A 25,262-nucleotide genomic window follows, 5' to 3' on the forward strand; every position below is an offset into this window, starting at 1 on the left:
ACATTAGCTTTTAAAAATATCCTCCTTTTTCTTTGATCTCCTGAATGGTCTGTCCTTCGTGGACCCAACTGAATATTTTCTTCTCATTTTCTCTGATTTCTTCTGCACGTAGAAGAACATCATAAGCAATATCCCGTGGTACAACTAATACGCCATCAATGTCTCCCATAATGATATCACCCGGACGTATCAACGCATCTCCAATTAAAATAGGAATTTGATAATGGGTAATCAAACATCTGCCAAGACTGCCGTTGGAAATACGGTATTTGTAAAATACAGGGAAGTCGGCCGATAATATTTGGTGCGTGTCACGTATGCCACCATCAATACAAGCTGCTTTTACCTTTTTCCCTTTTGCTGTGGCGGTCATTACACCACCCCAAAGAGTTGCTTTCTCATCTTTGGTGGTATCCCAAATAACAAAAGCATCTTCTCCTAATTCATCAAGCATTTGTGAACGGAAATCCATTTCCCCGGAGATTAAGACATTTGGACTACTCTTTACAGTAAAAGCAAAACCAGCTATTGTTTTATATTCTCTTAAAGGTAAAATGTGACGAGGTAAAGCTTGATTTAAATAGCAAAACTCTCTTAATACATCGTTTACTGCTCCTGTATATAATTGTTCGAATCGTTGTAATAGTTCTTTTTCATCAATAGGAAATTTTGTTTTGGAAATATACTCTCTGGTCTCAATCAGTTTTTCCAGATTCATCATTCCAATCTCTTTTTTGTATTGCTCTACACTCATTTTATTTTGATTTTAATTAGTTAAACAAACTCATTCCTCCGTCCACAAAAAAATCACCTCCCGTAATATATTTTCCAGCATCTGAACATAGCAACAAGGCTAATCCTGCACAGTCAGTGGGTTTGCCAGCAAAGCCTAATGGAATCTTTTGCATAGTTGCCTTATTGTAGTCGGGATTTGCAAGAACTTCTTCGTTACGTGCTGTTGTTATCACACCAGGAGCCAGATTGTTTACGTTGATTCCAAAGGGTGCCAACTGGACAGACAGGTTTTTAACCAGATTGACAAGTCCTGCTTTTGATGCCGCATAAATACACATATCCTTATGTGGACGTGTTTGTTGTACGGAACCGATATTTAATATTTTCCCCCATTGTTTTTCTTTCATATAGGGAACCACGGTCTGAATCAGATTAAGTGTAGAACGTAGGTTTACGTTTACTTGTGTAGCAAACTCTTCATCTGTTATCTGATCCCACTGTTTGCGAATCTGCACTGATGCGTTGGCCACCAGAATATCAACGGGACAATCATGTGTAATAATAAACGTGTTTAATTTCTCTGTGATATTATCCTCTGCCAGATCAAGAGGCCAAAGCCAACATTTTACCCCCAATGAACGGATCTGGACGGCCGTTTCCTCTGCTAATGCCGTGTTACTTCGATAATTGATGATGATGTTAGCTCCATATTCGGCCAAAGCTAAGGCAATAGCCTTTCCAATTCCTTGTCCTCCTCCTGTTACTAAAGCGGTCTTAGAGGATAAGTCGAATAAATTATGAATAGTCATGTCTTTTTTATTTTAATGGTGCACTTTGGCTGCATTTAACTGTTCTGTTAATTGAACTGCTGAATCAATCAGTTTATCAACAATCAAATTTTTTAAGTCTCCCACAAATCTAAAATCCGGAAGATAGATTCCCAGACTCGCAATGATTTTATTGTCGTAAAAAACAGGAACAGCAATACCAACTACATGTGAAGGTGTGGTTTGATATGCTATTCCTTGTGCTTTAATTTTGTTTAATTCTTTAAAAAAACTCTCTTTTGTTGAAGCTTCTCTCCAAATTGTCGAATTAGGAAGTCCGAATTTTTTTATAACAGCCTCCTGTTCCTCTCTTTCCAAATAAGCTAGAATAAGTCGTCCGGTTGAGGCATCATAACCATCTTTTTCTTTGTTCGATCTAACCTGTAGTTCATGATCGGTGTATTCCGTATGCAAAACAATACGTTTATGATTATGTTTGTTATAGATAGCTATTATAACAGTCTCATTAAGTAATTCACAAAGCTCTTTAATAATAGGCTTTGCTATTTTTGTTAGGCTCGTTCGAGAAGAAAAATTACCTGTTAAATAATAAGCCATACTTCCGAGACGATACCCTTTTTTATACCCCATTTGTTCGATATAATTTCTGCTGACCAGTGTTTTTAGAATGTTTGCGCAGGTTGCATGATTTAATTTCATTGAATCAGCTATTTCTGTCAAAGAATATACCTGATCAGGATGTTTTGAACAAAACTCCAGAATATCCAAAGCTCTGTGAATTACTTGTATCATAACTGTTTTGATTTAACGAAAATACTATAGCTTACTGTTAGATGAACTCCGAAAGGACTAAATCCCTCCAACTATCGGATACCAGTCTTTATTGTACGGGTCTTGATGAAATCGGGCGTAATAATCTCCTTTTTCTTCGAAGTAACGTTCGTATTTTTCCATTTTTTCTTCATCAAGCTCTACGCCTAATCCGGAACCTTCAGGTACTTTGATCGCTCCGTTTTCATATTTAAGTTTTCCCTCCACAATAATATCATCTTCCAAATAATGGTAGTGTGCGTCTCCAGGCATGGTCATGGCAGGGATAGTAGAAGCTGTGTGTAACATAGCAGCCAGTTCGATACCAAACTCTGCGCCTGAGTGCATCGCTACTCCAAGATTGAACGTACGGCAAACAGCTACCAGATCTTTCACGCCTTTCGGTCCTTCCCAATAATGTAGGTCGGTCAGGATAATATCGATCGCATCCTGACGGATCGATGGGCCAAGGTCATCAAATTTGTTCGGATACATATTTGTGGCTAAAGGAATTCCGATTTGTTGACGCACAGCTCTCATTCCTTCAATGCCCCACGACGGGTCTTCGAAATATTGTAGTTCGAGTTCCTCCATTCTCCGTCCGGCCTTTACAGCGGTAGCAACACTCCATACACCGTTCGGATCAATGCGTAATCCGAAATCATCACCAAGTCGTTCACGGCATAATTGCAATACACGTACTTCTTCCATCGGATCCATAACGCCTGCTTTTAGTTTCATTGCTTGAACTCCTAAAGTTTCGTTTAGTTCCACACAAAGGTCTGCCATGTCTTCAGCGTATTTATCATGTCCTCCACCCGGGCGATCATATCTCCAGAACAGATATGCGATCATCGGAATAGAATCTCGTAGTTTCCCGCCTAATAACTGATGCATCGGAACATTACACGCTTTACCTTGTATATCCAGACATGCGATCTCTATTGCTCCGTAAAGTCGTGAGTTCGACAAATAATAAATACTCCTCAACACTTTCAACTTAATGGCTTCCATATCAAACGGATTCATCCCGATAATCCGCGGTTTCAACTTCAACAAAGCGCCACGCTGATCTCCTCCGCCGACTTCGCCTAATCCAACAATACCTTCGTCTGTAATAAGCTCCAGAATCGTTCTCATCAAATAACCCGGATGTACTCCCGTGTTATGCCGTAACATACAATTCATTGGAATTGCAACGGTGCGGACTTTCATGTCAACAATTTTCATTTTAGTTTTATTTTATGTATCGTACAATTCTATAACTCGAAACTGTCTCCCTCTTTTTCCAAAGAAAATTCTTTTGTATGTGTCTTACCTTTATTGTCTTTCCAAGAGACAAGATACTTACCTTTGAATCCTCTATAGTTAATTTTTTTTTGTTTGTCCACTCTTACTTGAATGTTTGTTCTCCATTCTTGATTGATCAATTTGTCAAGTACGTGATAAACAGGCTTTTCTTTCATTTCAGTAGTGAATAAACCTGAAATAGACGGCTCACCTGGAGCTGCCCCTCCATCTACCACATTCCACCAGGTGATTCCCATTACTGTAGGATAACTAAACCAAAGTCTATAAAGATTTTTGACAATTTCAGCCTGAATTAATTTTCCGATCTGTGTATCATCGGGTGCACTAACCGTTACTTCACTGATATGAATAGGACGTTCTGCATTTGATAAACAATCCAATACAGCATAGTTCTTTTCAGGACTTAGTATGTCTTTTCCCTCTGCAATTTCTTTTGATTCTTTCGGATTGAAAATATGCATTTGAACCCCTGAATAATCAATGCGTATTCCACGATCAATAAGATCTCGAATAATCTCTACATAACGTCGTGATGGTCCCCAATGGATATCGCAATCATTAATATTGAACTTAACTGAGTTCGGAAAATATTTCATTGCCCAGGAAAATGTTTTATACGCATAATCATCCGGCATTACTCCTCTATTTGCTTGGTCAATGGATTCATTAACTACATCCCAGCGTTGAATCCTATCTCCATAACGATTCGCGAGTTCTTTCACATGCTCCTCAAAATAACCTTCCATCTTTTTCGGATTATCTGGTAGCCAGGTTGGATGTCCCCATCGTCTCATCCCATAAATGATAGCATGACCATTCATGTTGATCCCTTTTGATTCACAAAATTCCACAACAGGATCTGTAGCAGGCCTTCGGTATTCATAAGGACTATCCTTCTCATATCGAGGCTTCGATTCTTCAGGCTCAAGCGTTTTCCAGTAAAAAGGGATAGTTGCGGCATTGAATAATGTGCCAAAAGTATCCTCGTATTTTTTGTTTTTTTCTAGAGTTTTTAAATCTCCGAAAAGAAAAATATTACCACCAAATAAGAAGGAATGACCGATTTGTTGTATTTCAACTTTTGTCCCGACAGGAATCGTTTTGAAAACAATTGTTGCATTAGCTTTTCTATATTGGTTAATACCAGAATCTATTTTAGCCTGAATCTGAGGATTCCATAAATTCCAATAGCGATCACTCATAATAGACCTTGCTTCGTTTTTTGTTTCTACTATTTCCTGTGCGGATATCAAAATTGGATGTCCTAAGAATAAAAACAAAAAGAATAATGATGTGTGTTTTCTGTTCATTATACCACTATTTTAAATAATACTCTTTAGTCTGTGTGTTTCCTGCTTTATCTGTCCATGTAATACGATAATTACCTTTAAAGCCTCTGAATTTGACTTCACCATTCTTATCCGGTTTCGCTTTTAAATTTGTTTTCCATTCATTATTTATTAGATTATTCAGCGCATAATATGCAGGCTTGGCAACCATGTCGCGTGTAAATATACCGGAGATGGACGGTTCTCCCGGTGCGCCGCAATCATCTACAACATTCCACCAGGTAATTCCCATCATCAATTCCAGACTGAACCATAAGCGATATAGATTCTGTGTGATGATTGCTTGAATTTGTTTCCCTTTCGCATCATTTCCCGGCGCTGTAATTGTAATCTCACTCAAATGGATCGGCAGTTTAGCTTCGCTTAGGCGTTTATCCCATCCCCAGATATGATCAGGAGTTTGAATATCTTTTCCCGCAGCAATATCAAGACATTGCTGTGGATTGAATAAATGCATCTGAGACCCCATAATATCTATCTTGCAATTTCTAGCAAGTAGATCTTTTGTTTGATCCGTATAACTCTGGCTTAGGTTATAATCATTGATGTTTAGAAGGACATTTTCCGGAAAAACTTTTGTTGCTACTTTAAAAGCTTCATAAGTATAATCGCCCGGCATAACACCATAATGACTTTTGCAAATGCCGCTACCAGGAACCATTAACCCCCTTTGATGATCTGTGGCACTCTCATTAACGACATCCCAGCTATGGATGCGTCCCCCATAATAATTCGCGATATCGACTATACGCTTTTCGAAGCGCTCTTTTAATGTTTTTGTGAAATTGGGAAACGTCTGTTCTAATTGAGCGGCTGTCATCTGTTTGTATTCTTCCGTATATTTCTCACTGTCCAAATAGTTTTCTACATTTCCGTATTCGAGAATCAGCTTATCCATTTTAGCTTTCTCTTCTTCTGTCATTAGATTTTGAATTAACCAGTTTGGATTGTGCCATTTCCTATTTCCCCAAATCAGAGGATGTCCATGCATACGGATTCCTTTACTTTCACAAAACTCCACGACCGGATCTGTTGCCGGACGGCGCCAATGTGGTTCTTTTTTAGGTTCAGCTACATTGTTCCAGTACTCTTCCGTATCCCAGTACTCTTCCACAAAGCGCGGACGGTTAGGCTGCATCTCGAATACTTTCCAATAGAAAGCGATTGTTGCGGAATTAAACAAAGAGCCATATAAAGATTTATATTTTTCATTATACTCCGTCTTGCCTAATTGGTTAAAGTTAAAGATATGCGCACCAAAAATAAAATTGTGAGAAACCTGTTCTATTTTAACTTCTGTGTCAGGAGCAAAATCAGTTAATATGATCGCTCCATCCGCTTTTCTGTTTTTCTCGATATCATTATCGATCTTAGCCTGTACTTTCGGATTCCATATTTTCCAATATGCCTCACTCATTATTTTATCTTTATCTTCTTTCATGCTTTTCGGGAAAGAGTATTGCGCGTGCAATGACACTGAGAGCGATAATGCCAATAATGTAATTAATGTATTTCTCATGATATTAATTGTTTAAATAGTAATCAGTAGTTTGTGTTTTCCCATTTTTGTCTTTCCATGTAATACGATAACTACCTTTGAAACCACGAAATTTTATCTTACCTGTTTTGTCACTTTTAATGGTGATGTTTGTTTTCCACTCATTATTAATAAGATTATTTAGTGCGTGAAAAGCTTGTTTAGGTTGCATCTGTCTATTGAATAAACCCGAAGTTGTAGGTTCACCTGCAGCTCCACAATCATCTACTACGTTCCACCAAGTGATTCGAAAAATGCTTGGCCACGAAAACCAAAGTCGATACATATTTTGAGCCATTATCGCTTGTATTTTTTCTGATTTATCATCTTTTCCTGGTGCGGGAATAGTAATTTCGCTTAAATGAATAGGACGCTCTAATTTATCCAGTTCTTCCAAATATCCGATTACATTCTTAGGTTGCCATGATGTTCCGTTTGCAATAACATCTTCTCCTTTAGCTATACGTCCGCATTCTGCGTTTGAGAAAATATGCATCTGGAGCCCGATTACATCTATTTTGGCTCCTCTGTCAATCAGCCCTTTAATAAATGGCGGATAGACGGTTCTCCACGAGTCATTTATATTGAACATGACGGAAGACGGGAATCCTTTTTCTGCCCATTTGAAAGATTTATAAGTGTAATCTTCTGGAATTACTCCATAACGAGGTTTGCCTGGAGTAGGGTCTACGCTTTCATTTACTATATCCCAACTTGGAAGTCTGTCTTTATAATAGGTTGTTATTTCGTTGATTCTTTTCTCAAATAAACGTTCCATTTGATTAACATTGTTAGGCTCTTTGGAAATCCATTCAGGATGATTCCATCTTGTATTACCCCAGATCAGAGGATGTGCATGCATTTGGATTCCTTTTTCTTCACAAAACTCGATAACCTTCTCTGGTGAAGGGCGTCTCCAGTGAAATTCTTTCCATGGTTCAGAGAGTTTGTTCCAATAAGATGCTTCATCGATATTCTCTGTCTTATAGCGAGGCTTACCCGGTTCAGGTTCAAATGTTTTCCAATAAAAAGCGATTGTTGCAGAATTAAACAACGTCCCATATAAATCCTTATATTTTTTGTTTAAATCGTCTGCGCCTAATTGATCGAAATTAAAAATATGTGCTCCAAACAGAAAATGATGTGATATCTGTTCAATCTTAACATCTGTCCCAGGATTCAAATCCGTTAGCGATATTTCACCATTGGCTTTTCTATACTTTTCTATATTTTTGTCTATTTCTAATTGTAATTGTGGGTTCCACAATTGCCAATAGCTATCCCCCATGATTTTCTCTTTATCTTCATTTGCACTTTTAGGAAAAGGTTGTTGTGCTTCAGTTCTTGCACTGAAAAGAACACAGAAGAAGATGAGTACTAAAGTTTTCATGATATTAATATATTTAATTATAATTATCCTCATCATAATAGTTCTCTTTGAAGAACAGTTTTAATCCAAGGAATACGAGTATTGCTCCCAAAAAATAAGCTCCTGCTAATAAAATGAAGCCGGATTCCAATCCTGCAATAGTTTTAATCTGTCCTAGTATTACAGGAGCTAATGCTCCGATAATAAATGCGAAGGCAAGCATGATACCCATGGAAGACGCTCGATATCGCGGCTCTATTACATCAAATAACGCGGCAAATAAGTTGGAGTCGTAAATCCCTCTGAATATGCCGAATAAACCCATTGCAACATAACACCATAATTTATCATTTGCAAAGCCTATCCAATAAATAAAAGGAGCACCTAATAATAAACCGAGTATTTCTATCTCCATACGTATTTGTTTACGTTTTAGTGCCAGCTTGTCGGAAATACGCGCACCAATCATTACTCCGAAAAAGGCGAATAAGAAATGATATAACGTAGAATGCAAGCCGGCTGCTGAAAGAGACATGTTGAACTTTTCGTGCAAAAAAGTGGGCATCCATGTTAAGTAACCAACATTAACAAAACACATACATCCGAAGGCTAGACTTAAGAAATAAACTGTTTTTCTGGAAAAGATAGCTTTAATAATTTCCATAAAGCTTGGCTTCTCTTCATGTTCATTCATCTCTTCTTTTGGCATAGGTGTATCTCTAATACCCCAAAGAACAACAAACGCCCAGATAACACCGATAATCCCAAACGACAAGAACGCCATTCGCCAACCATAGTTTTCTCCAATATACCCGGCAATAAAACCACTGGCCACAATACCGGCATAAAGTGATGTTTGGTGTATAGACATAGCCATAGCCCGTGTCTTATGGTGGAACTGTCCTAAAAGGGAAGTTGCTGCGGGATAATAAAAGGCCTCTCCACCACCTGTGGCTATACTTCGAAATAAAACTAATAAAATGATTCCGTTTGCAAATCCGGTAAACATTGTTCCAATACTGAATATAAGTAAACTGAAAAATATAATCCATTTACGTCGGAATAAATCTCCAGCAAATCCGGCTACAGGAACCATTATCCCATAGAATAATGTAAAAAGAGTGGCAACTAAACCGATCTGAACATCAGAAATTTGTAAATCCTCTTTAATCAAAGGAATAACAACATTAAAAATCTGACGATCACCTTGGTTTAAAAAATAAGCAACCCATAGGATAAGGACTAATCGCCATTTATATTCCAACTTCAAATTTTTCATACGTTATTAATTGTTTTTTCATTAAGGTCGTATGGAACTCGCCTGATTTTTAATACCATGTTTCTTGTGTGCTTTCATAAAAATGACGCTTCGTTTCATACTTTCTTAATCGTATTAGAAAAGACCGGCGGTTGATGATTATCAACCGTCAGCCTTAGTTATAATTTAGTAGCCTGGATTCTGATCTGTTGTTGGATCAAGACCTTCGTTGTAGTCAAATTCTGTAGTTGGAATAGGAAAAAGAAAATGTTTATCCGCTATGTCTAACCCTTTTATTTTTTTTATCACTTCTTTAGCAATACCCCAACGAACTAATTCTAACCACCGTTTTCCTTCATTCATTGCCTCATAAGCCTGTTCACGCATCACTAATTCCATAAATTGTTCTTTTGTGCTATAATCGCTTAACTTATAATCAATCTCAGATGGACTTGTGGGTGAATATCCGTAGGCTCTTCTATGAATCATATTTAATTTCTCCATGGCATCGGTTGTCGGTTTTCCGTTTACAATTGTTGCAGCCTCTGCATAATAAAGAAGAATGTCTGTATATCTGATTAATGGGTTGGAATTCCCGGCTCCATGAGCGTTTGGAGCTTCGGGGTCATAGTATTTGGCCATTAAGAAGGTATTGTCTCCCATGCCGAAATCCAGAGGAAAAATATTGTATTCTTTTCTTAGATCTTTGACATCCCATTCTGAAATCATTGCATTCTCAGTCGTTGTGTATAGTCCATACCAACCTCCAGCTCCATGCATTTGTTTTCCGTCTATTTTTGCTCCTGGGTGTGCACAAAACATAACAAACTCCCATCCTTTACTATCGGGACGAACATTTTTCAAGTAGAAGATTTCCTCTGGTGTGCTAACAACTGTAGGCCCGAAAATTTTTTCGAAATCTCGGGATTTCTCAATTGTAAGCAGAGTATATTTATTGCTGGTAATAACACTTTCTAATAGAGGTAAAGCCTCATTATGCTTGTTTTGAAACATATAGACTTTTGCGAGTAAACTTTTTGCTGTATTTTGATTAGGAGTACCTACTAAACGAGAATTTTCCGGACAATTGTCAATAGCAAATTTCAGATCTTCTATAATGAAATTGTAGATATCTTCGCTTGAGGTCTTTCCTAAATTCCATTCAGCCATATTCTCAGGAGTTCTTAATGGTACGGATTTCCAAAGGCGGACTAATTCGAAATAGCTCAAAGCTCTGATAAATTTTAATTCTGCTATATAACGTGTTTTCTGCTCATCTGTCATTGCTGTTGCGTTCGGTAACTTTTCTATTGCAATATTACAATCCCTAATTGCATTATACATACTCGCCCATATACCGTTTGCACGTGTCATATTCTGTGTGTCTAATCCTTTATAGTCGCTGTTCGATGTCCAACTTCCTCGTCCATAGCTGTAATCAGTAAAACATTCCATTAATCCAGGATATGACATTGCATATCCATTTCTTAATTTTGCCAAAGGCGCTAACACGGCTGCATCAGCTTCTTGTTCTGTATTATAAAAGGTCTCTGTTGCAACAGCTTTAGGCTCTTCATCTAACCAATCCTGACATGAACTCAGAACAGGAATAACTAATAATATAATGATAATTTTTTTCATTTTCTAAAACTTTAGTGTAGATTAGAATTCTACTTTTGTTCCAAATGTAATTGATTTTGAATTCGGATAAGTCAGATAGTCTAAGCCTAGATTTACTGAATTCCCGCCACCCCAAGAGTTTACTTCCGGATCCATTCCTGAATAGTTTGTAATCGTCAAGATGTTCTGTGCGCTAACATAAATCTTCACTCCTTTAAGCCAATTTCCAACGCTCCATTTAGCTACAGGTAAATTGTATGCTAAAGAAATGTTCTTGAGCCGAAGAAATGAACCGTCTTCCACATATCTGTCGGAATAATTTTGTTTTACACTACGAGATGCTTTTGGATATTTTGCTGCCATATTTTGGGCTTCTGTGTTATCAGCTTTCCAATGACTATACAATACATCCCTTTTGAGATTTAATCCGATACCTACGTCCATATTGGCTGTCTCGCCAATGTTAAAAATGTCATTTCCCTGACTTCCCTGGAAGAAGAAAGAAAATTCAAAATCTTTGAAACGAATGTCTGAATTAAATCCATAAGTGAAGTCCGGATGTGGATTTCCGGTAATGTATTTGTCATCATTCGTGAGAGTTTCGTTACCATCACGGTCTTCATAGGCTAAATTACCTGTTTCGTCATAGCCTGTTTCTTTATATGTATAGAAAACGCCTAATGGTTCTCCCTCTCGTATTAAATTGACAAAATCTTCGATGTAGGCTAACCCAACACGACCTCCATAAATGTCTTTTCCACCATACAGTTCTTTCACTTCATTTTTGTTTACAGCTATATTGGCTGAGGCAGTCCAAGAGAAGTCTTTTGTATTCATAATATCCCCATCAACCATCAACTCAAATCCTTTATTACTCATTTTGCCTATATTCCTGATGGTCGTAGAATAACCGGATGAGGCTGGTAGAGTAACGGCATTGAGCAAATCTCTGGTTGTTTTGTTATAGTAATCAGCTGTTAGTCTTAACCTTTGGTTAAAAAGAGAGGCATCAAGGCCGATATTGTATTGTGCGGTAGTCTCCCATTTTAGATTTGCCGGAAGAGTTGTGCTTGCGGCATAATAGGTGTATAGGTCTCCGTTAACAGGCGTTTTTCCTTGACTTAGCATATTGAGCGTTGTGTAAGGACTGATAGCAGTTGATCCGGTTTCTCCATAGCCTACTCTTAATTTAAGATCTGAGATTTGTTCCACATTTTTTAGGAAACTCTCATCGGATATTCTCCATGCTAATGCAACTGAAGGAAAGTACCCCCATTTATCTCCTTTACTGTATCGTGAGGAACCGTCAGCACGAAAACTGACTGTCGCTAAATATTTACTATTAAATGAATAATTAATTCTCCCTAAATATGACATGATTGTCCAGTCAGTATAAGAAGTAGAAGGTGTTCCAAACGTTGATGCTGCTCCTAGTTGATGACTCTCCGGTGCATCACTGATGTAATCAGAGCCGCTCGCCGACATCTTCTTTTCAAGATAGTCCTGATAAGTAAAACCTCCAGTTACGTCAATCCTGTGCTTTTCTACTAATGTTATATTGTAATTGGCAATGTTTTCATTTATGATTGAAGTTTGCCTTGTATTACCAACGCTAGCACTGGCCATACCATATAGGTATTTTGATGTTGTATAATTATCATCTCTAAAGTCAAGACTTTCAATGCCGAATGAAGACTTGATTGATAATCCTTTAATTGGTTTATAGGTTAATGCGATATTGTTATTTGATAGATCCGCTTCTGTTTTGTTGCTTTGCTCATTAATCAAATTGATTGGATTGAACAAGGCATTAGACATAAACGGGTAAGCCAATCTGAGATCCTGATATGTGCCATCTTCATTATACGGAGAGAGAGAGGGTGGTGAACTGATTGCTCCTCCCATTAATGAACCGCCTCGGTTACCCCCTCCACTATTTTTGTTACTTTTATTAGTTCTCGCATACGATGACGTCAAAGCAACGTCAAAATAATCATTTATTGCATGGTCTATATTTGATCTTAGATTGTACTTGTTATAATAACTATTCGGGATAAGACCGTCTCTAAGCATGGCGGATGCACTAATTAGGATTTGTGTCTTTTCATTACCTCCACTAATGGTCAAATTGTGATTTTGAATAGGAGCATCTTTAAAAACTAATGATTGCCAATCTGTTCCTTTTCCCATAGCAGCAATTTCTTCCGCAGTGAAGTATTCTTTCCCTGTGTCGTTTAGCTGTTGTTCGTTGTTGTATAATGCCCATTCTGTGGCATCCATCATGTCTAATTTTTTTATTTGGGATTGGATCCCATAGCTGCCGTCATAGACAACAGATGTGGCACCGGTTTCACCTCTTTTTGTTGTGATTAGGATAACACCATTTGCGCCTCGAGACCCATAAATGGCTGTTGCCGAGGCATCTTTCAATACTTCGATAGATTCGATATCCTGATTGTTGATAGAGGATGGATTACTTGGGATACCATCAATAATATAGAGTGGGGTATTGTCTCCGCGAATAGAGTTGGTTCCACGGATACGTATACTGAAATTTCCTTCGGGAGATCCGCTGTTTGACGTAATTACGACACCGGGAGCTCGTCCCTGTAGCGCCTGTATAGGATTAGCGACAGTAAATGCCGTTACATCTTTTGATTTAACAGAGCTTAATGATCCCGTCAAGTCGCTTTTCCTCATCGTCCCATATCCAACAACAACCACCTCATCCAATACCTCCGTATTAGGAGAAAGACTGATTGAGACTGTCGTTTGTCCGTTTAAAGGATATTCCAACGAGTTGTAGCCAATGAAGCGGCAAACTAAAATTGCGTTTGGATCATTTACTTCTAATGAGAATTTACCATCGATGTCAGCTGCTGTACCTATTGAGGTTCCTTTAATAACAACTGATGCGCCGATTAGAGGTTCGTTTGTTTGCTTATCAAATAAAGTTCCTGTAATTGTTCTGTTCTGGGCAATTGAAGGTGATGTCCCGAAGACTAACAGAAAAAGCAAACACAAAATGAAATGAGTTTTTTGGGTTAACCATTCTCTCATAATAGTCATGTTTTTAATTTTACAATGTGTAATTAGATTTATCATTGCATAATAGAAAAAGCTTTTTACATATCCAAGTAAAAGATGATTTTTTTTATTAATAGTTTTATGAGGGGATGATCGTACTTTGGGGATTAAACTACATAACCTCAACCCCACTTCTTCCATTCCCAAGTCGGTTGATACGTATTTGGGTGGGGATACGTTCAGTCATTTCTTGTACGTGGGAGATGACGCCGATTTTTCTTCCTTGAGTGCGGAGGTTTTCGAGGGCGTCCATGGCGGTACGTAGGGTTTCTGTGTCTAAGGAGCCGAAGCCTTCGTCTATGAAGAGGCTTTCTACTTTCATCCGGTTGGAGGAAAGGGAGGACAGACCTAAGGCGAGGGCGAGTGATACGAGGAAGGATTCGCCTCCCGATAGACTGTGTACGGTACGGATCTCGTCGCACATATCACGATCTATCACCTGTAAGGCTAATGTGTCAGGAACACGTTCTAAACGGTAACGGTTGGTTAGCGATTGTAGCTGTACGTTGGCATAGCTGAGAAGTATGTCTAACGTGTATGATTGGGCGATTCTTCGAAATTTTGCGCCGTCTGCTGAACCTGCCAGCTCGTTGAGCTTTGCCCATTGGTCGCTGATTTTTTGTTTTTGGTCGGCATCCTTTTTTAATCCTGCTATTCGTTTCTTATTGGCTTCCTGTGCCTTCAGACGGAAATCGATTCCTGTTTTTAATTCTAATGTTTTTGACCAACGTTCTTCCGGCAATAACCCTTCTGATGTCTCGTGATAACGCGTCAACCAGTCCTCCAGAGAAGTCTGTGCAGTTTTTAGCGTTTCAGTAAGTGACAGTAAGTCCTTGCTGATCTGTTCCTTCTGACCACGAGATTGTTCGGCTATTCCTGATTGCTCGGCCAGTGTTTGTTGGAGTTGTTTTATTTGTGTCTTTTTAGCATCAATCAGATTCAGATGTTCTGTTTCTACTTGGTCTGCAGCTTTACCGTTCAGGAGATAATTGCGTTTTTCCTGTAAACTTCGGCAAGTCTCATTCTGCTTGTTGAATTCTTCTTTAACAACAGACAATTCCTTTTGTAAGGTCTCCGAGAACGTGGTATAAGAAATCAGTTCCGACTTCAATCCACTTAATAATTGTTCAAGTTCCCGTACTCTCTTTTCTTTACTTTGCCATTCAGAAACAAAAAGGGATAAACGCTGACGAAAATCGACTGGATTTTCCATCCACTTCTCCTGCCAGTGAATATTGTCAAAGAGATTATTAGTTGCCGAGAGTGCCCTGTCTAACTCTTCATTCTGTTCTGTTTGTGCATCGAGGAGTTGTTGTAAACGATTACTCAAAACCGTTATGTTATTATTCAGGTCGTTTTGTGATTTTTCTGTCTCTGATAATTCTTTTGTTACTCTCACTAATAATTCGCGAAGCTTATCTAATTGTTTTCTTCTTTCTGCAATATCCTTTAACTGCTTATCAATCGTATTCGATTGTTGTGTGAGTGCAATAATCCGGAGTTGTATCTCCTGCATTCTTTCATGCACTTCTTTCGTTGCGAAAGGGTGGTCAATGCTTCCGCAGACAGGACAGGGCGTGTTATCCGTTAATTTTGAGCGCAATTCTTTTGCATCATTACCTACCGAACTAAACAACAACTGCTCCTGCAGCAACTGTTCCCGTTGAGTGAGTATTAACTCTTTTTGTTGTTCGATCTGAAGCGTATCAATAGTGTTCAATTCTTCTTCCGTTTTGATACGTTGCAAATTTAGCTGCTCCATATCTTCTTCTCTTTTCTTTAATAAAGAACTGAACGATGCTGCCTCTTTGGTTAATCTCTCGATTTCCTGTTTGACCTTTTTCTCTTCTTGTCTTGCCTTTTCAATAACCGTGCGGGTACGTTCAGCAGCATCTAAGTGTAGTAAAAGAGAAGGTAGTTGAGTCGCTATTTTTTCTTTGCTTTTGAATTTAACAAACCAGTCTGTAATGGATGCTCTTTCAGTCTCTCCTTGTTTAAGAGAGGACGTAATTGTTTGCACTTTCTTTTGTGCCTCATTGTTTTTCCTTTCAGACTCAGCCAGACGTTTACTATGATCTGTCAGCAATTTCGTTGCATTTACGAGTTCGGTATCTAATTTGCGTGCTTCGATCAGTTGAGGTTGCAACTCTTTCAGACTTTGTTCTAATGCAGCAGCAGCTTTAGTTTCGACATCCAACACGATCTCTGTTTTCTCACGCAAATGCAATGCCTTTGACCATCTTTCTTCTGCTTCTTTCTTTTCTGTTTCTTTCTTCTTCAGCAATAAAGAAGTGCTGTTTACTGCCTCATTTAATGTATTCCATTCCTTTTTATACTGCTCCAATAATTTTAATAAAGCCTCTGTTTCCTTCGCTTGCCGGTTCAATATTCGTTCGTCCTCTTCCGAGAGAAGTTCAATACCGGCAATTTGTGTTTGTGTAATTTCAAAAGCAGTACGTGCTTCTGCATTCTTTTCATAAATACGTTTTGAAATGCGGGAATACAATTCAGTACCCGTCAGCTTCTCTAACAAAGCAGCCTTTTCTCCCTGCTCTGCTTTAAGAAATGTGGAAAAATCGTTTTGAGCCAACAAAACAGAACGAGTGAACTGTTCAAAGGAAAGCCCGATTAAATCTGCTATCTTTTGTTGCAGTTCCGAACGCGTGCCTTGTTCTTCTTCTTCCTTATCTATATTGAAAAGACTGACACGGGGATTTTGAAGACGTCCGTTTTCTTTTTCCCTTGCGCGGCTAACCGACCAGCGAGCGCGGTAACGTTGACCGCTCAATGCAACAAAATCTGTTTCCGCATATCCACTTGCCGTTCCTCTTCTCAAGAGAAATCGCGGATCACTTTGTACCAATGCGTCATCGCTTACATCTTTTAATCGAACATTAAGTTCTTTAGCCTGATCCGTTCGCGGAGTTCTGGCAAATAAAGCTAAACACATCGTATCAAGTAAAGAAGACTTTCCCGAACCTGTAGGGCCTGAGATGGCAAATATATTAGCAGAAACTAAAGGCTCTGTTGTAAAATCAACCGCAAATTCACCTTCTAACGAAGCAATATTCTTCCCGCGAATAGCTAATATCTTCATGGCTCAACCTCCCGTACTACATCATTAAACAGGCTCCTTATCTCTTCCGGCAATTCGTTTCCGTATTTTGCTGAAAAGGCGTGTTCTAACATGGCTAAAGGAGAAATCTGCTGAAACTCTTCATACGAAAGAGGAGATATCTTGTCCGACTCACTTCCTTTAGGATACGATGTGATAATTGAAGTCAACCTGACGGCTTTTTCTTTTATAACTTCTTCTACCCGATGGCGAAATCCGGGATCAGGTTCCGTTAATAATACTCGTACTTCTACATAAGGCAACGTATTATTCGCACTGTCTGCTTTGTCCGGTAATTCCTTCAAGGCTTCGATAACTGCATCAGGTAGTTGAGGGGAAGAAGGAATTGTTAACAATTCAACACTTAACGGGATAGGAATGGATTCAATCTCAACTGTTTTCCCTTTTTCAATACGGATCGAAACAACTTGATGTTTATACCGCGTTTCAGAAAAAGACATAGGCAACGGACTTCCCGAATAACGAACATTATCACGTCCGCCTACGCGCTGCGCCTTATGAATATGCCCCAAAGCCGTATAAACAATATCCCTATCGAAAGCATCTGCCGGAATAGATTCAAGGCCACCGATAATCACTCGTTCACTACGGTCATTCTCCGAAAGTTCACTTCCGGTTGCATGTAAATGTCCCATACTAACAAGAGCCTCGTCAGCCTTTAATTGTTTTTTAGCCCGTTCCGTGAGTTTTCGATAAAGCCGTGAGACACCTGCCGTAAAGCTGCCTTCTTCGTCATTTTCCGCAGGAGGATAATCCCCTTGTCTTAAATAAGGCACACACAAGCATAACCCTTCGCGCTCTCCGTCTTTATTATATAAAGGACAGATTAATGAATCGTAATCAATCTCTCCATTTTCCGTTCGTCTTACAAAACCGAAAATAGTTGTATTCAATTCTTCCAAAAGAGGAGACGGTGCTTCCAATCGGGCTGCCGAGTCATGATTCCCCGCGATAATAATAATCTGCAGATTGGGACATAGACTGTTTACCTCTTTAAGAAAGCGAAAGAAATGATGTTGCGCCGTTGCAGAAGGATTTGCTACATCAAACACATCACCGGCAATCAACAAGATATCTGCTTGCTGCTCTTTTAACTTGTACGTTAGCCAGTTCAGGAAGAAATCATGTTCATCTTCCCGGTCAAAACCAAAGAAGGTCTGTCCTAAATGCCAGTCTGCCGTATGTAATATTCTCAAGGCCATAAATCACTTTTCGGATCAGGCTTCAGGAGCTTGGTAAAGATAACGTTTGATACTTCTTTTAGGTGTTTTCTCAAATTCGTGTTGTTGAATATTTACCCCTGTAATTTTAGAAAAAGGAGGGAGCGCTTTATTTAGCTTATCAATATTTTCCTGCATCAGGGACTCAACTTGTTCATGGTTGATTTTTTGACTGTCGATAGCTTCCCAGTCCGGATAGACTAGTGCTAACAACCTGCTCTGGCTGGAAACGATGAGCGACTCGCCAACAAAATCCATATTGTTCAATCGGTCTTCAATCTCTTCAGGGTAAATGTTTTGTCCGTTCGGACCTAAAATCATTGTTTTGCTTCGTCCCTTAATATAAATAAACCCGTCTTCATCAACAGTTCCCAGATCACCAGTTCTCATCCAACCATCTGATTGCATTACTGCTTTTGTCGCTTCATCGTTTTTATAATACCCCAACATCAGGTTCATCCCCTTAACTAGTATCTCACCTACGTCCTTCTCGTTTTTATCTTCAATCTTGACTTCCATGCGATCGACTATACGTCCCACCGAACCTTGTTTGAAAGTATCCCATTGTTCGTAAGCAATCAGAGGACCACATTCAGTCATACCATAACCTACGGTATATTTAAACTTAATAGTTTGCAGGAATGTCTCGACCTCTTTGTTAATCGCAGCACCTCCGATAACTAATTCTCCGAAGTTTCCTCCGAACGCATCATTCAGTTTAGCCGCAATTTTCTTTTTCACAATCCCTTTAAGAACAGGAGTGTTCCACAAAAACTTGATAAGTGGTTTCTCGAGTTCCGGGAATACTTTGTTTTTTACAATTTTCTCGATTATAAGAGGAACTGCAAGAATAAGAGCTGGGCGGATCGTTGCAAATGCTTCAATAATAATTTTCGGGCTTGGAGTGCGCGTCAGAAAATGAACATGGCAACCTTTGTTGAACGAGTTTAATATCTCAAATGCCAGACCATACATATGCGCCATTGGCAGCATACATACAACATTATCTCCGGAATAGATGAAAGGAAGTTTGTCATACGCAAATTGAGTATTGCTCCAAAGACTTCTGTACGGGATCATTACACCTTTCGAAAAACCGGTTGTGCCCGATGTGTAATTAAGCACAGCCAATTCATCGGGCTCTTCAACGTGATACTTAATGGTATCAACCGAGAATGCACCTGCGTATTTTTTATCAAAATAAGAATCAATATTTTTAGCAACTTCCGAAACAGACTTATTTGTAGCAGAAATAATCGACGAATCATCGAGTAACATGAAAAGGCTAACATCCGGCATCTCTTCGATACGAAGATTTTCCCAATTACTTTGAGCCACTAAAAGAGCTTTTGCCTCAGAGTGATTTATAATATTGTGTATATTTTCCGGAACAAAATCATGTAAAATAGGTACAATCACAGCACCATAAGAGAGTGCTCCAAAAAAACAGATTGCCCACTCTGATGAATTTTTTCCTACCAGCGCAACTTTATCTCCTTTTTTTATTCCTGCATGCTCCAAGAGTATGTGGAATTTCTCAATCCTGATTGCTACATCAGTAAATGAAAATGTGGCTCCATTATAGTTAGAAAAGGCAGGTAAGTCTCTATGTTTCTTTATGCTGTTTTCTATCAGTGCTAAAAAACGATTGTCCATGATTTATAGGTATTTATACAGCTATAACACTGTTGTTTACTATACAAAGATAATAAAAGGTTAGAAATTATGATATCTCTGTACTAAAGGACTTGGATGTAACAACCTGAATACTGTATCGAAACAGAAATACAAGAGAGAGCTATTCCTTTTCTCCTTTTTTCTTATTCCGTTTAAATTTATATTTCTCAAAATCACTCATCTGTCTCTTCTTTGCTTTGTCTGCACGCTGTTTCCCTATGCGAGGGCCTGATGCTTTTGCCGACATGCGGGGTTGAGGCGACTTCGATTTGCTCTTTTTGGCTGATTTTTCCGGATCAACATGATTGTCCGATTTATCAAGGAGATCAAACAGGCCTTCCAGCTCATTTGAGGTGAGTTCACGGAAATTGCCTTGTCCTAATTTACCTAATTGAATGTTCATTATTTTACACCGTTCAAGCTTGGTTACTTCATAGTTGAAGTATTCACACATTCTGCGGATCTGACGATTCAATCCCTGTATAAGAGTTATCTTAAACGTATAAGGATTGATCTCTTCCAATTCACACTTACGGGTAACCCGGTCTAAAACAGGAACCCCATTGGCCATTTGCGTCAGAAATTCTTTGGTGACAGGTCTGTCCACAGAAACAATATATTCCTTTTTATGGTTATTCCCGGCCCGTAATATTTTATTCACGATATCTCCATTATTCGTCAGCAGAATCAATCCCTGAGAATCCTTGTCCAGACGGCCTATCGGGAATATACGTTGTTCGTGACTGATGAAGTCAATAATATTGTTTCTGTCGGAACGGTCTGTTGTCGAAACAACACCTACAGGTTTGTTGAATGCAATATAGACAGGTTCAATATCAGCGCTGACCAAATGGCCGTTTACATACACTTTATGCCCCGGTAATACCTTTGTTCCTATTCCCGCTCGTTTACCGTTAACCGTGACATTGCCACTCTCGATGAATCTATCTGCTTCACGTCGGGAGCAATATCCTGAAGCACTGATATATTTGTTTAATCTATATTCCATGTGTCGTTTTATATTAGCCCGCAAAGATAAGTAAGAAATATATAGAAACTATCACTATATTTGTCAGTTAACTAACTAAATCTATATCAACATGAGAAATTGTATTATTGTTGCTGTCCTATTTCTGTTTTCCTGTGCTTTATGGGCACAATCGCCGTCGTTGATACCGACTCCTAAAACGATGGAACTTTCATCCGGAGAATTTGATTTTTCTTCTTCTACCCGAATAAACGCTCAGGGAGAAGATGCAAAAAAGAACGTGACGTTCCTTAATAAATATTTGAAGGATACTTTTGGGTTTACATTGAAAAACGGTTCCGGAAAAAACTCTATCCGTCTGATTACAGATAAATCACTGCCGAATGAAGCCTATCGCATCGATATAACTAAAGATGAGATAACAATACGAGGAAATGGTGCCGGTTTGTTTTATGCAGTCAATACTTTACAACAATTGATTCCTAATACGGGAACCAAAATCCCTTGTCTTAAAATAGCAGATGAGCCACGTTTTGCTTATCGTGGTCTGATGCTTGACGTAGGACGTTATTTCTTTACCGTAGATTATCTGAAATCGTTTATTGATCAGATGGCACACTATAAACTGAATGTTTTTCACTGGCACCTGACCGAAGATGGAGGTTGGCGTATTGAGATTAAAAAATATCCTGAATTAACGAAAAAAGGCGCTTGGAGAAGTAGTTCTCAATACACGCGCGAAGGCGGGTTGCAGGATAGAGTTCCTCATGGCGGATTCTATTCGCAGGAAGATGTGAAAGAATTGGTGAAATATGCGGCTGAACGTCATGTCGAGATTATACCCGAGATCGAAATGCCCGGACATGCATCTGCAGCTCTGTCGGTATATCCTGAACTATCCTGTTCCGGAAAGCCGATAGCATTGCCTTTGCCATGGGGGATTAAAAATGATATTTTCTGTGGAGGAAACGATGCGGTGTTCTCCTTTTTAGAAGATGTCTTGTCTGAAATTATACCGTTGTTTCCCAGTGAATACATACATATCGGGGGAGACGAAGCTCCCAAAAAACATTGGAAAGAATGTCCGAAATGCCAGGCTCGCATTAAAGCTGAAGGACTGAAAGATGAACATGAATTGCAGAGCTATTTCATACAGCGTATCGAACGTTTTGTGAATAGTAAAGGGAAGCGCATTATTGGTTGGGATGAAATTCTGGAAGGAGGTTTGGCTCCGAATGCAACAGTTATGAGTTGGCGTGGAGAAGAAGGAGGTATTGCTGCAGCGAATATGCATCACGATGTTATTATGACTCCCAATACTTATCTTTATTTTGATTATTATCAATCTCGCGATAAACAAAACGAGCCAATTAATATCGGAGGTTTCTTGCCTTTAGATAAAGTCTATAGCTATGAACCTTATACTCCAAAGATCACCAAAGAACAACAAAAATTTATAAAGGGTGTACAGGGTAATATCTGGATGGAGTATATACATTCCGGCGCAATGGTCGAATATATGACTTATCCCCGCGCTTTAGCTTTAGCAGAAATCGGCTGGTCGCCTGCTGATAAAAAAGATTATGCGGATTTTCTGAAGCGTATTCCTGCACGCCTTGCTTCAATGGATAAAGCCGGTATTATGTTCCGTATTCCCGAGCCGTTTGGATGGGATAAAGTAAAGATTGAGAATGCTCAGGCCGTGATTAATTTAGTTGCCCCGGTTGAAGGCGCTGAAATATACTATACAACTGACGGCAGTGACCCTGCTGCAGGAGGTACACGTTATACCGGTACTCTTCGTTTGCCTTTGAAGTTAGAAGGTCTGGATATAAAATGTATTGTAACATTGCCTTCCGGCAGAAGTAGCGGAGTGTACCATGTACAATCCGGAGAATAACGTATATCTTTTGTTAATTGAAAATCAAGGTTGAAATCTTTTTAAATTTAGACCTACCTCTAATTTGATTTAGACCTACCTTAAAATTGATTTAGACCTACCTCTAAATTTCGATGCTCCCTAATGTTTACAAAATTTCCCCTTTATCTTTGACCGCAGTCAAAAATAAAGGGGAAATATAAAACGGTTAGTAAAATACATTTAAAACGTAGGATAATTTTTTTTGTTATCCTAAAATTCCCCTGATTCTATCGTCAAATGCTGATAAGGCAGCTTTTGCACCTTCTCCCATTGCGATAATGATTTGTTTATACGGTACTGTGGAAACGTCTCCTGCTGCATAAATTCCGGGAATATTGGTACGACAATGATTGTCTATAACAATTTCTCCCGAACGGTTGGTGTCAACCAGATTACGGAATGGACTACTGTTAGGTGCTAAACCTATCTGTACAAAGATTCCATCTAATTCTATAGTCCGTGTTGCCTCCGTGTTTCTGTCTTTCACCTGTATTCCTGTTACTTTTTCACCATTTCCAACAACTTGCAGAGTCTGCGAACTTGTGAAAACTTCTACATTCGGAAGACTTTTTACTTTCTCCTGTAAGACCTGATCAGCTTTAAGCTCATCTAAAAATTCTAAAACCGTTACTTTAGAGCAGATACCAGCTAAGTCGATAGCTGCTTCAATACCAGAATTACCTCCTCCTACAACGGCAACCTGTTTTCCTTTATAAAATGGTCCGTCGCAATGAGGACAAAAGGCAACGCCATGCCCGATATGTTCTGCTTCACCCGGAATATTCAGTTTTCTCCAGCTTGCACCACTTGCTACGATTACTGCCGGAGCTGTAAAGCGTTCACCATTAACCGTGATAAGTGTTTTTTTATTATCCGCTAACTCAACTTTACCTACTTGACGATGTTCTAATATGTCAATAGGATATTGCGCCATGTGCGTTTTCAGATTATCAGCTAAAGCACTACCGGTTGTTTCTGTAATAGAGATCAGATTTTCAATACTTACCGTGTCTTTCACCTGCCCTCCGATTCTTTCAGCCAGAACAGCAACTTTTAATCCTTTTCGTGCAGAGTAAATTGCTGAAGCAGCTCCGGCCGGACCTCCACCGACAACAAGCACGTCGTATTCTTTTACAGTGTTGTCTGTTATGTCGATAGCGCTTTCGTCAATACCATATTTCGCTTCTAATTTTCCTAATAATTCTCCAAAATCAGAACGCCCCGAATGAATCAATTCGCCATCAGCAAATACAGCGGGAACGCCATGCAATTTCAACGCATCGACCTCCGCCTGATTGATTGCTCCATCAACCATTTCATGCGTGATGTTATGGTTTAAAGTCACCATCGCATTTAATGCCTGAACAACGTCCGGACAGTTGGTGCAGGTTAAGGATACATAAGTGGTCAGATGAATCTGCCCCTTGAGCGCCTTAACTCTGTTGCTGATAGTTTCATCCGGAAGGTTTTTCCCCTTCTCATCAGCATTGAGAATAGCCAATAGTAAAGAGGTAAATTCATGCCCGTTTGGTACTCCACGGAATTTTATTCCTGTATCCGTTCCATCCTTAAGGATCGAAAATTGTAACCCTTCCCCATCATTTATCTGTAGCTTTATCTGGGAACTGCTATCAGCTACATCACTCAAAAGACCGACAAGTTCTTCTCTGCTTTCATGAGTAGGAGAAACAGTCACATTAAAAATATATTCTGCCCCTAAAGTGGCAAAAATGCTTTTCAATTGATCTTTTAATTCTTGTTCTAACATAGACTGTTTTTTTTGTTTGTTATAGACAAGATACAAAACAGGCCGACAATAATGGTTTGCCGGCCTGTTTTTTTCTGTTATTTAGATTTTACCGACTAAGTCAATACTTGGCTTCAATGTAGCATCACCTTTCTTCCATTTTGCAGGGCATACCTCACCATCGTGACTTGCAACGAATAATGCAGCTTCTGTTTTACGAAGCAATTCGTCAGCGTTACGTCCGATGTTATTATCGTGTATTTCTGCAACTTTAATTTTTCCTTCCGGATTTACAAGGAATGTTCCACGATAAGCAACGCCTTCTTCTTCAATCATTACACCGAATCCACGACTCAGAACCCCTGTTGGGTCAGCAAGCATAGGGTATTTGATTTTACGAATGCTTTCAGAAGCGTCATGCCATGCTTTGTGTACAAAGTGCGTATCCGTACTTACTGAATAGATTTCAACACCCAACTCCTGGAATTTAGCGTATTTGTCAGCCATATCTTCCAATTCTGTAGGACAAACGAAGGTGAAGTCGGCAGGATAGAAAAAGAAAATAGACCATTTCCCTTTGATATCTTCGCTGCTTACTGTTTTGAAACTTCCGTTGTGATAAGCCTGTACTTTAAAATCTGTTACTTGAGAATTAATAATTGGTTCCATACGTTTGATTTTTTATATGTTTTTATGTGATTTATCTGTC

Annotated in this window: 17 protein-coding genes; 1 reads left to right on the forward strand and 16 read right to left on the reverse strand. The window is 39.0% G+C overall.

Going from position 1 to position 25,262, the window contains the following annotated elements:
- Positions 1–10 precede the first annotated feature (10 nt).
- From PHT93_RS08030 to rluF, 14 genes are all read right to left on the reverse strand, one after another.
- Entirely contained in the window at positions 11–754 is a 744-nt protein-coding gene (locus PHT93_RS08030) for an RraA family protein (RefSeq protein WP_300241576.1), read from the reverse strand.
- Positions 755–770: 16 nt separating this feature from the next.
- On the reverse strand, positions 771–1,544 hold the full coding sequence (locus tag PHT93_RS08035; protein WP_300241579.1) for an SDR family NAD(P)-dependent oxidoreductase: 774 nt from the start codon (positions 1,542–1,544) through the stop codon (positions 771–773).
- A gap of 12 nt (positions 1,545–1,556) precedes the next feature.
- Positions 1,557–2,315, reverse strand: coding sequence for an IclR family transcriptional regulator C-terminal domain-containing protein (locus PHT93_RS08040; protein WP_300241581.1), 759 nt, complete (start codon positions 2,313–2,315; stop codon positions 1,557–1,559).
- A gap of 57 nt (positions 2,316–2,372) precedes the next feature.
- Positions 2,373–3,563 carry an enolase C-terminal domain-like protein gene (locus PHT93_RS08045; RefSeq protein ID WP_300241583.1) on the reverse strand — a complete coding sequence of 397 codons (1,191 nt, stop codon included), beginning with the start codon at positions 3,561–3,563 and terminating at the stop codon, positions 2,373–2,375.
- Between the two features lie 29 nt (positions 3,564–3,592).
- Positions 3,593–4,954: an endo-1,4-beta-xylanase gene (locus tag PHT93_RS08050; RefSeq protein WP_300241585.1), complete on the reverse strand. Its 1,362-nt coding sequence runs from the start codon at positions 4,952–4,954 to the stop codon at positions 3,593–3,595.
- A gap of 7 nt (positions 4,955–4,961) precedes the next feature.
- The gene (locus PHT93_RS08055; RefSeq protein ID WP_300241587.1) at positions 4,962–6,512 is read right to left on the reverse strand and encodes an endo-1,4-beta-xylanase; all 1,551 of its coding nucleotides are present in this window, start codon (positions 6,510–6,512) and stop codon (positions 4,962–4,964) included.
- Positions 6,513–6,516: 4 nt separating this feature from the next.
- Positions 6,517–7,920, reverse strand: coding sequence for an endo-1,4-beta-xylanase (locus PHT93_RS08060; RefSeq protein WP_300241589.1), 1,404 nt, complete (start codon positions 7,918–7,920; stop codon positions 6,517–6,519).
- A gap of 13 nt (positions 7,921–7,933) precedes the next feature.
- Positions 7,934–9,178, reverse strand: coding sequence for an MFS transporter (locus PHT93_RS08065; protein WP_300241591.1), 1,245 nt, complete (start codon positions 9,176–9,178; stop codon positions 7,934–7,936).
- Between the two features lie 165 nt (positions 9,179–9,343).
- Positions 9,344–10,798, reverse strand: a complete 1,455-nt coding sequence (locus tag PHT93_RS08070) for a RagB/SusD family nutrient uptake outer membrane protein (RefSeq protein WP_300241593.1) — start codon at positions 10,796–10,798, stop codon at positions 9,344–9,346.
- Between the two features lie 21 nt (positions 10,799–10,819).
- On the reverse strand, positions 10,820–13,837 hold the full coding sequence (locus PHT93_RS08075; protein ID WP_300241595.1) for a TonB-dependent receptor: 3,018 nt from the start codon (positions 13,835–13,837) through the stop codon (positions 10,820–10,822).
- Positions 13,838–13,976: 139 nt separating this feature from the next.
- Positions 13,977–16,961, reverse strand: a complete 2,985-nt coding sequence (locus PHT93_RS08080; RefSeq protein ID WP_300241597.1) for an AAA family ATPase — start codon at positions 16,959–16,961, stop codon at positions 13,977–13,979.
- Complete coding sequence (locus PHT93_RS08085; RefSeq protein WP_300241599.1) at positions 16,958–18,202, reverse strand: exonuclease SbcCD subunit D; 1,245 nt, start codon at positions 18,200–18,202, stop codon at positions 16,958–16,960. Before PHT93_RS08085 ends, PHT93_RS08080 begins: the two co-directional genes overlap by 4 nt.
- A gap of 15 nt (positions 18,203–18,217) precedes the next feature.
- Positions 18,218–19,876 (reverse strand): AMP-binding protein, encoded by a 1,659-nt coding sequence (locus PHT93_RS08090; protein ID WP_300241601.1) that lies wholly within the window; start codon positions 19,874–19,876, stop codon positions 18,218–18,220.
- A gap of 142 nt (positions 19,877–20,018) precedes the next feature.
- On the reverse strand, positions 20,019–20,906 hold the full coding sequence (gene rluF, locus PHT93_RS08095) for a 23S rRNA pseudouridine(2604) synthase RluF (protein WP_300241604.1): 888 nt from the start codon (positions 20,904–20,906) through the stop codon (positions 20,019–20,021).
- Between the two features lie 91 nt (positions 20,907–20,997).
- Between rluF and PHT93_RS08100 the strand changes: the two genes are divergently transcribed.
- On the forward strand, positions 20,998–22,785 hold the full coding sequence (locus PHT93_RS08100; RefSeq protein WP_300241606.1) for a family 20 glycosylhydrolase: 1,788 nt from the start codon (positions 20,998–21,000) through the stop codon (positions 22,783–22,785).
- 226 nt (positions 22,786–23,011) lie between these two features.
- On the opposite strand, the gene ahpF is transcribed toward PHT93_RS08100, so the two are convergent.
- Positions 23,012–24,574: an alkyl hydroperoxide reductase subunit F gene (gene ahpF, locus PHT93_RS08105; RefSeq protein WP_300241608.1), complete on the reverse strand. Its 1,563-nt coding sequence runs from the start codon at positions 24,572–24,574 to the stop codon at positions 23,012–23,014.
- A gap of 81 nt (positions 24,575–24,655) precedes the next feature.
- The gene (gene ahpC / locus PHT93_RS08110; protein WP_300241611.1) at positions 24,656–25,222 is read right to left on the reverse strand and encodes an alkyl hydroperoxide reductase subunit C; all 567 of its coding nucleotides are present in this window, start codon (positions 25,220–25,222) and stop codon (positions 24,656–24,658) included.
- Positions 25,223–25,262: the final 40 nt, after the last annotated feature.

The sequence above is a fragment of the Massilibacteroides sp. genome (assembly GCF_028705895.1).
Classification (GTDB): Bacteria; Bacteroidota; Bacteroidia; order Bacteroidales; family Tannerellaceae; genus Massilibacteroides.

What these genes read in the sequence shown, in the direction of transcription:
- PHT93_RS08030 (WP_300241576.1), bottom strand. Translation starts at nt 754, where the DNA reads ATGAGTGTAGAGCAATACAAAAAAGAGATTGGAATGATGAATCTGGAA.
- PHT93_RS08035 (WP_300241579.1), bottom strand. Translation starts at nt 1,544, where the DNA reads ATGACTATTCATAATTTATTCGACTTATCCTCTAAGACCGCTTTAGTA.
- PHT93_RS08040 (WP_300241581.1), bottom strand. Translation starts at nt 2,315, where the DNA reads ATGATACAAGTAATTCACAGAGCTTTGGATATTCTGGAGTTTTGTTCA.
- PHT93_RS08045 (WP_300241583.1), bottom strand. Translation starts at nt 3,563, where the DNA reads ATGAAAATTGTTGACATGAAAGTCCGCACCGTTGCAATTCCAATGAAT.
- PHT93_RS08050 (WP_300241585.1), bottom strand. Translation starts at nt 4,954, where the DNA reads ATGAACAGAAAACACACATCATTATTCTTTTTGTTTTTATTCTTAGGA.
- PHT93_RS08055 (WP_300241587.1), bottom strand. Translation starts at nt 6,512, where the DNA reads ATGAGAAATACATTAATTACATTATTGGCATTATCGCTCTCAGTGTCA.
- PHT93_RS08060 (WP_300241589.1), bottom strand. Translation starts at nt 7,920, where the DNA reads ATGAAAACTTTAGTACTCATCTTCTTCTGTGTTCTTTTCAGTGCAAGA.
- PHT93_RS08065 (WP_300241591.1), bottom strand. Translation starts at nt 9,178, where the DNA reads ATGAAAAATTTGAAGTTGGAATATAAATGGCGATTAGTCCTTATCCTA.
- PHT93_RS08070 (WP_300241593.1), bottom strand. Translation starts at nt 10,798, where the DNA reads ATGAAAAAAATTATCATTATATTATTAGTTATTCCTGTTCTGAGTTCA.
- PHT93_RS08075 (WP_300241595.1), bottom strand. Translation starts at nt 13,837, where the DNA reads ATGAGAGAATGGTTAACCCAAAAAACTCATTTCATTTTGTGTTTGCTT.
- PHT93_RS08080 (WP_300241597.1), bottom strand. Translation starts at nt 16,961, where the DNA reads ATGAAGATATTAGCTATTCGCGGGAAGAATATTGCTTCGTTAGAAGGT.
- PHT93_RS08085 (WP_300241599.1), bottom strand. Translation starts at nt 18,202, where the DNA reads ATGGCCTTGAGAATATTACATACGGCAGACTGGCATTTAGGACAGACC.
- PHT93_RS08090 (WP_300241601.1), bottom strand. Translation starts at nt 19,876, where the DNA reads ATGGACAATCGTTTTTTAGCACTGATAGAAAACAGCATAAAGAAACAT.
- rluF (WP_300241604.1), bottom strand. Translation starts at nt 20,906, where the DNA reads ATGGAATATAGATTAAACAAATATATCAGTGCTTCAGGATATTGCTCC.
- PHT93_RS08100 (WP_300241606.1), top strand. Translation starts at nt 20,998, where the DNA reads ATGAGAAATTGTATTATTGTTGCTGTCCTATTTCTGTTTTCCTGTGCT.
- ahpF (WP_300241608.1), bottom strand. Translation starts at nt 24,574, where the DNA reads ATGTTAGAACAAGAATTAAAAGATCAATTGAAAAGCATTTTTGCCACT.
- ahpC (WP_300241611.1), bottom strand. Translation starts at nt 25,222, where the DNA reads ATGGAACCAATTATTAATTCTCAAGTAACAGATTTTAAAGTACAGGCT.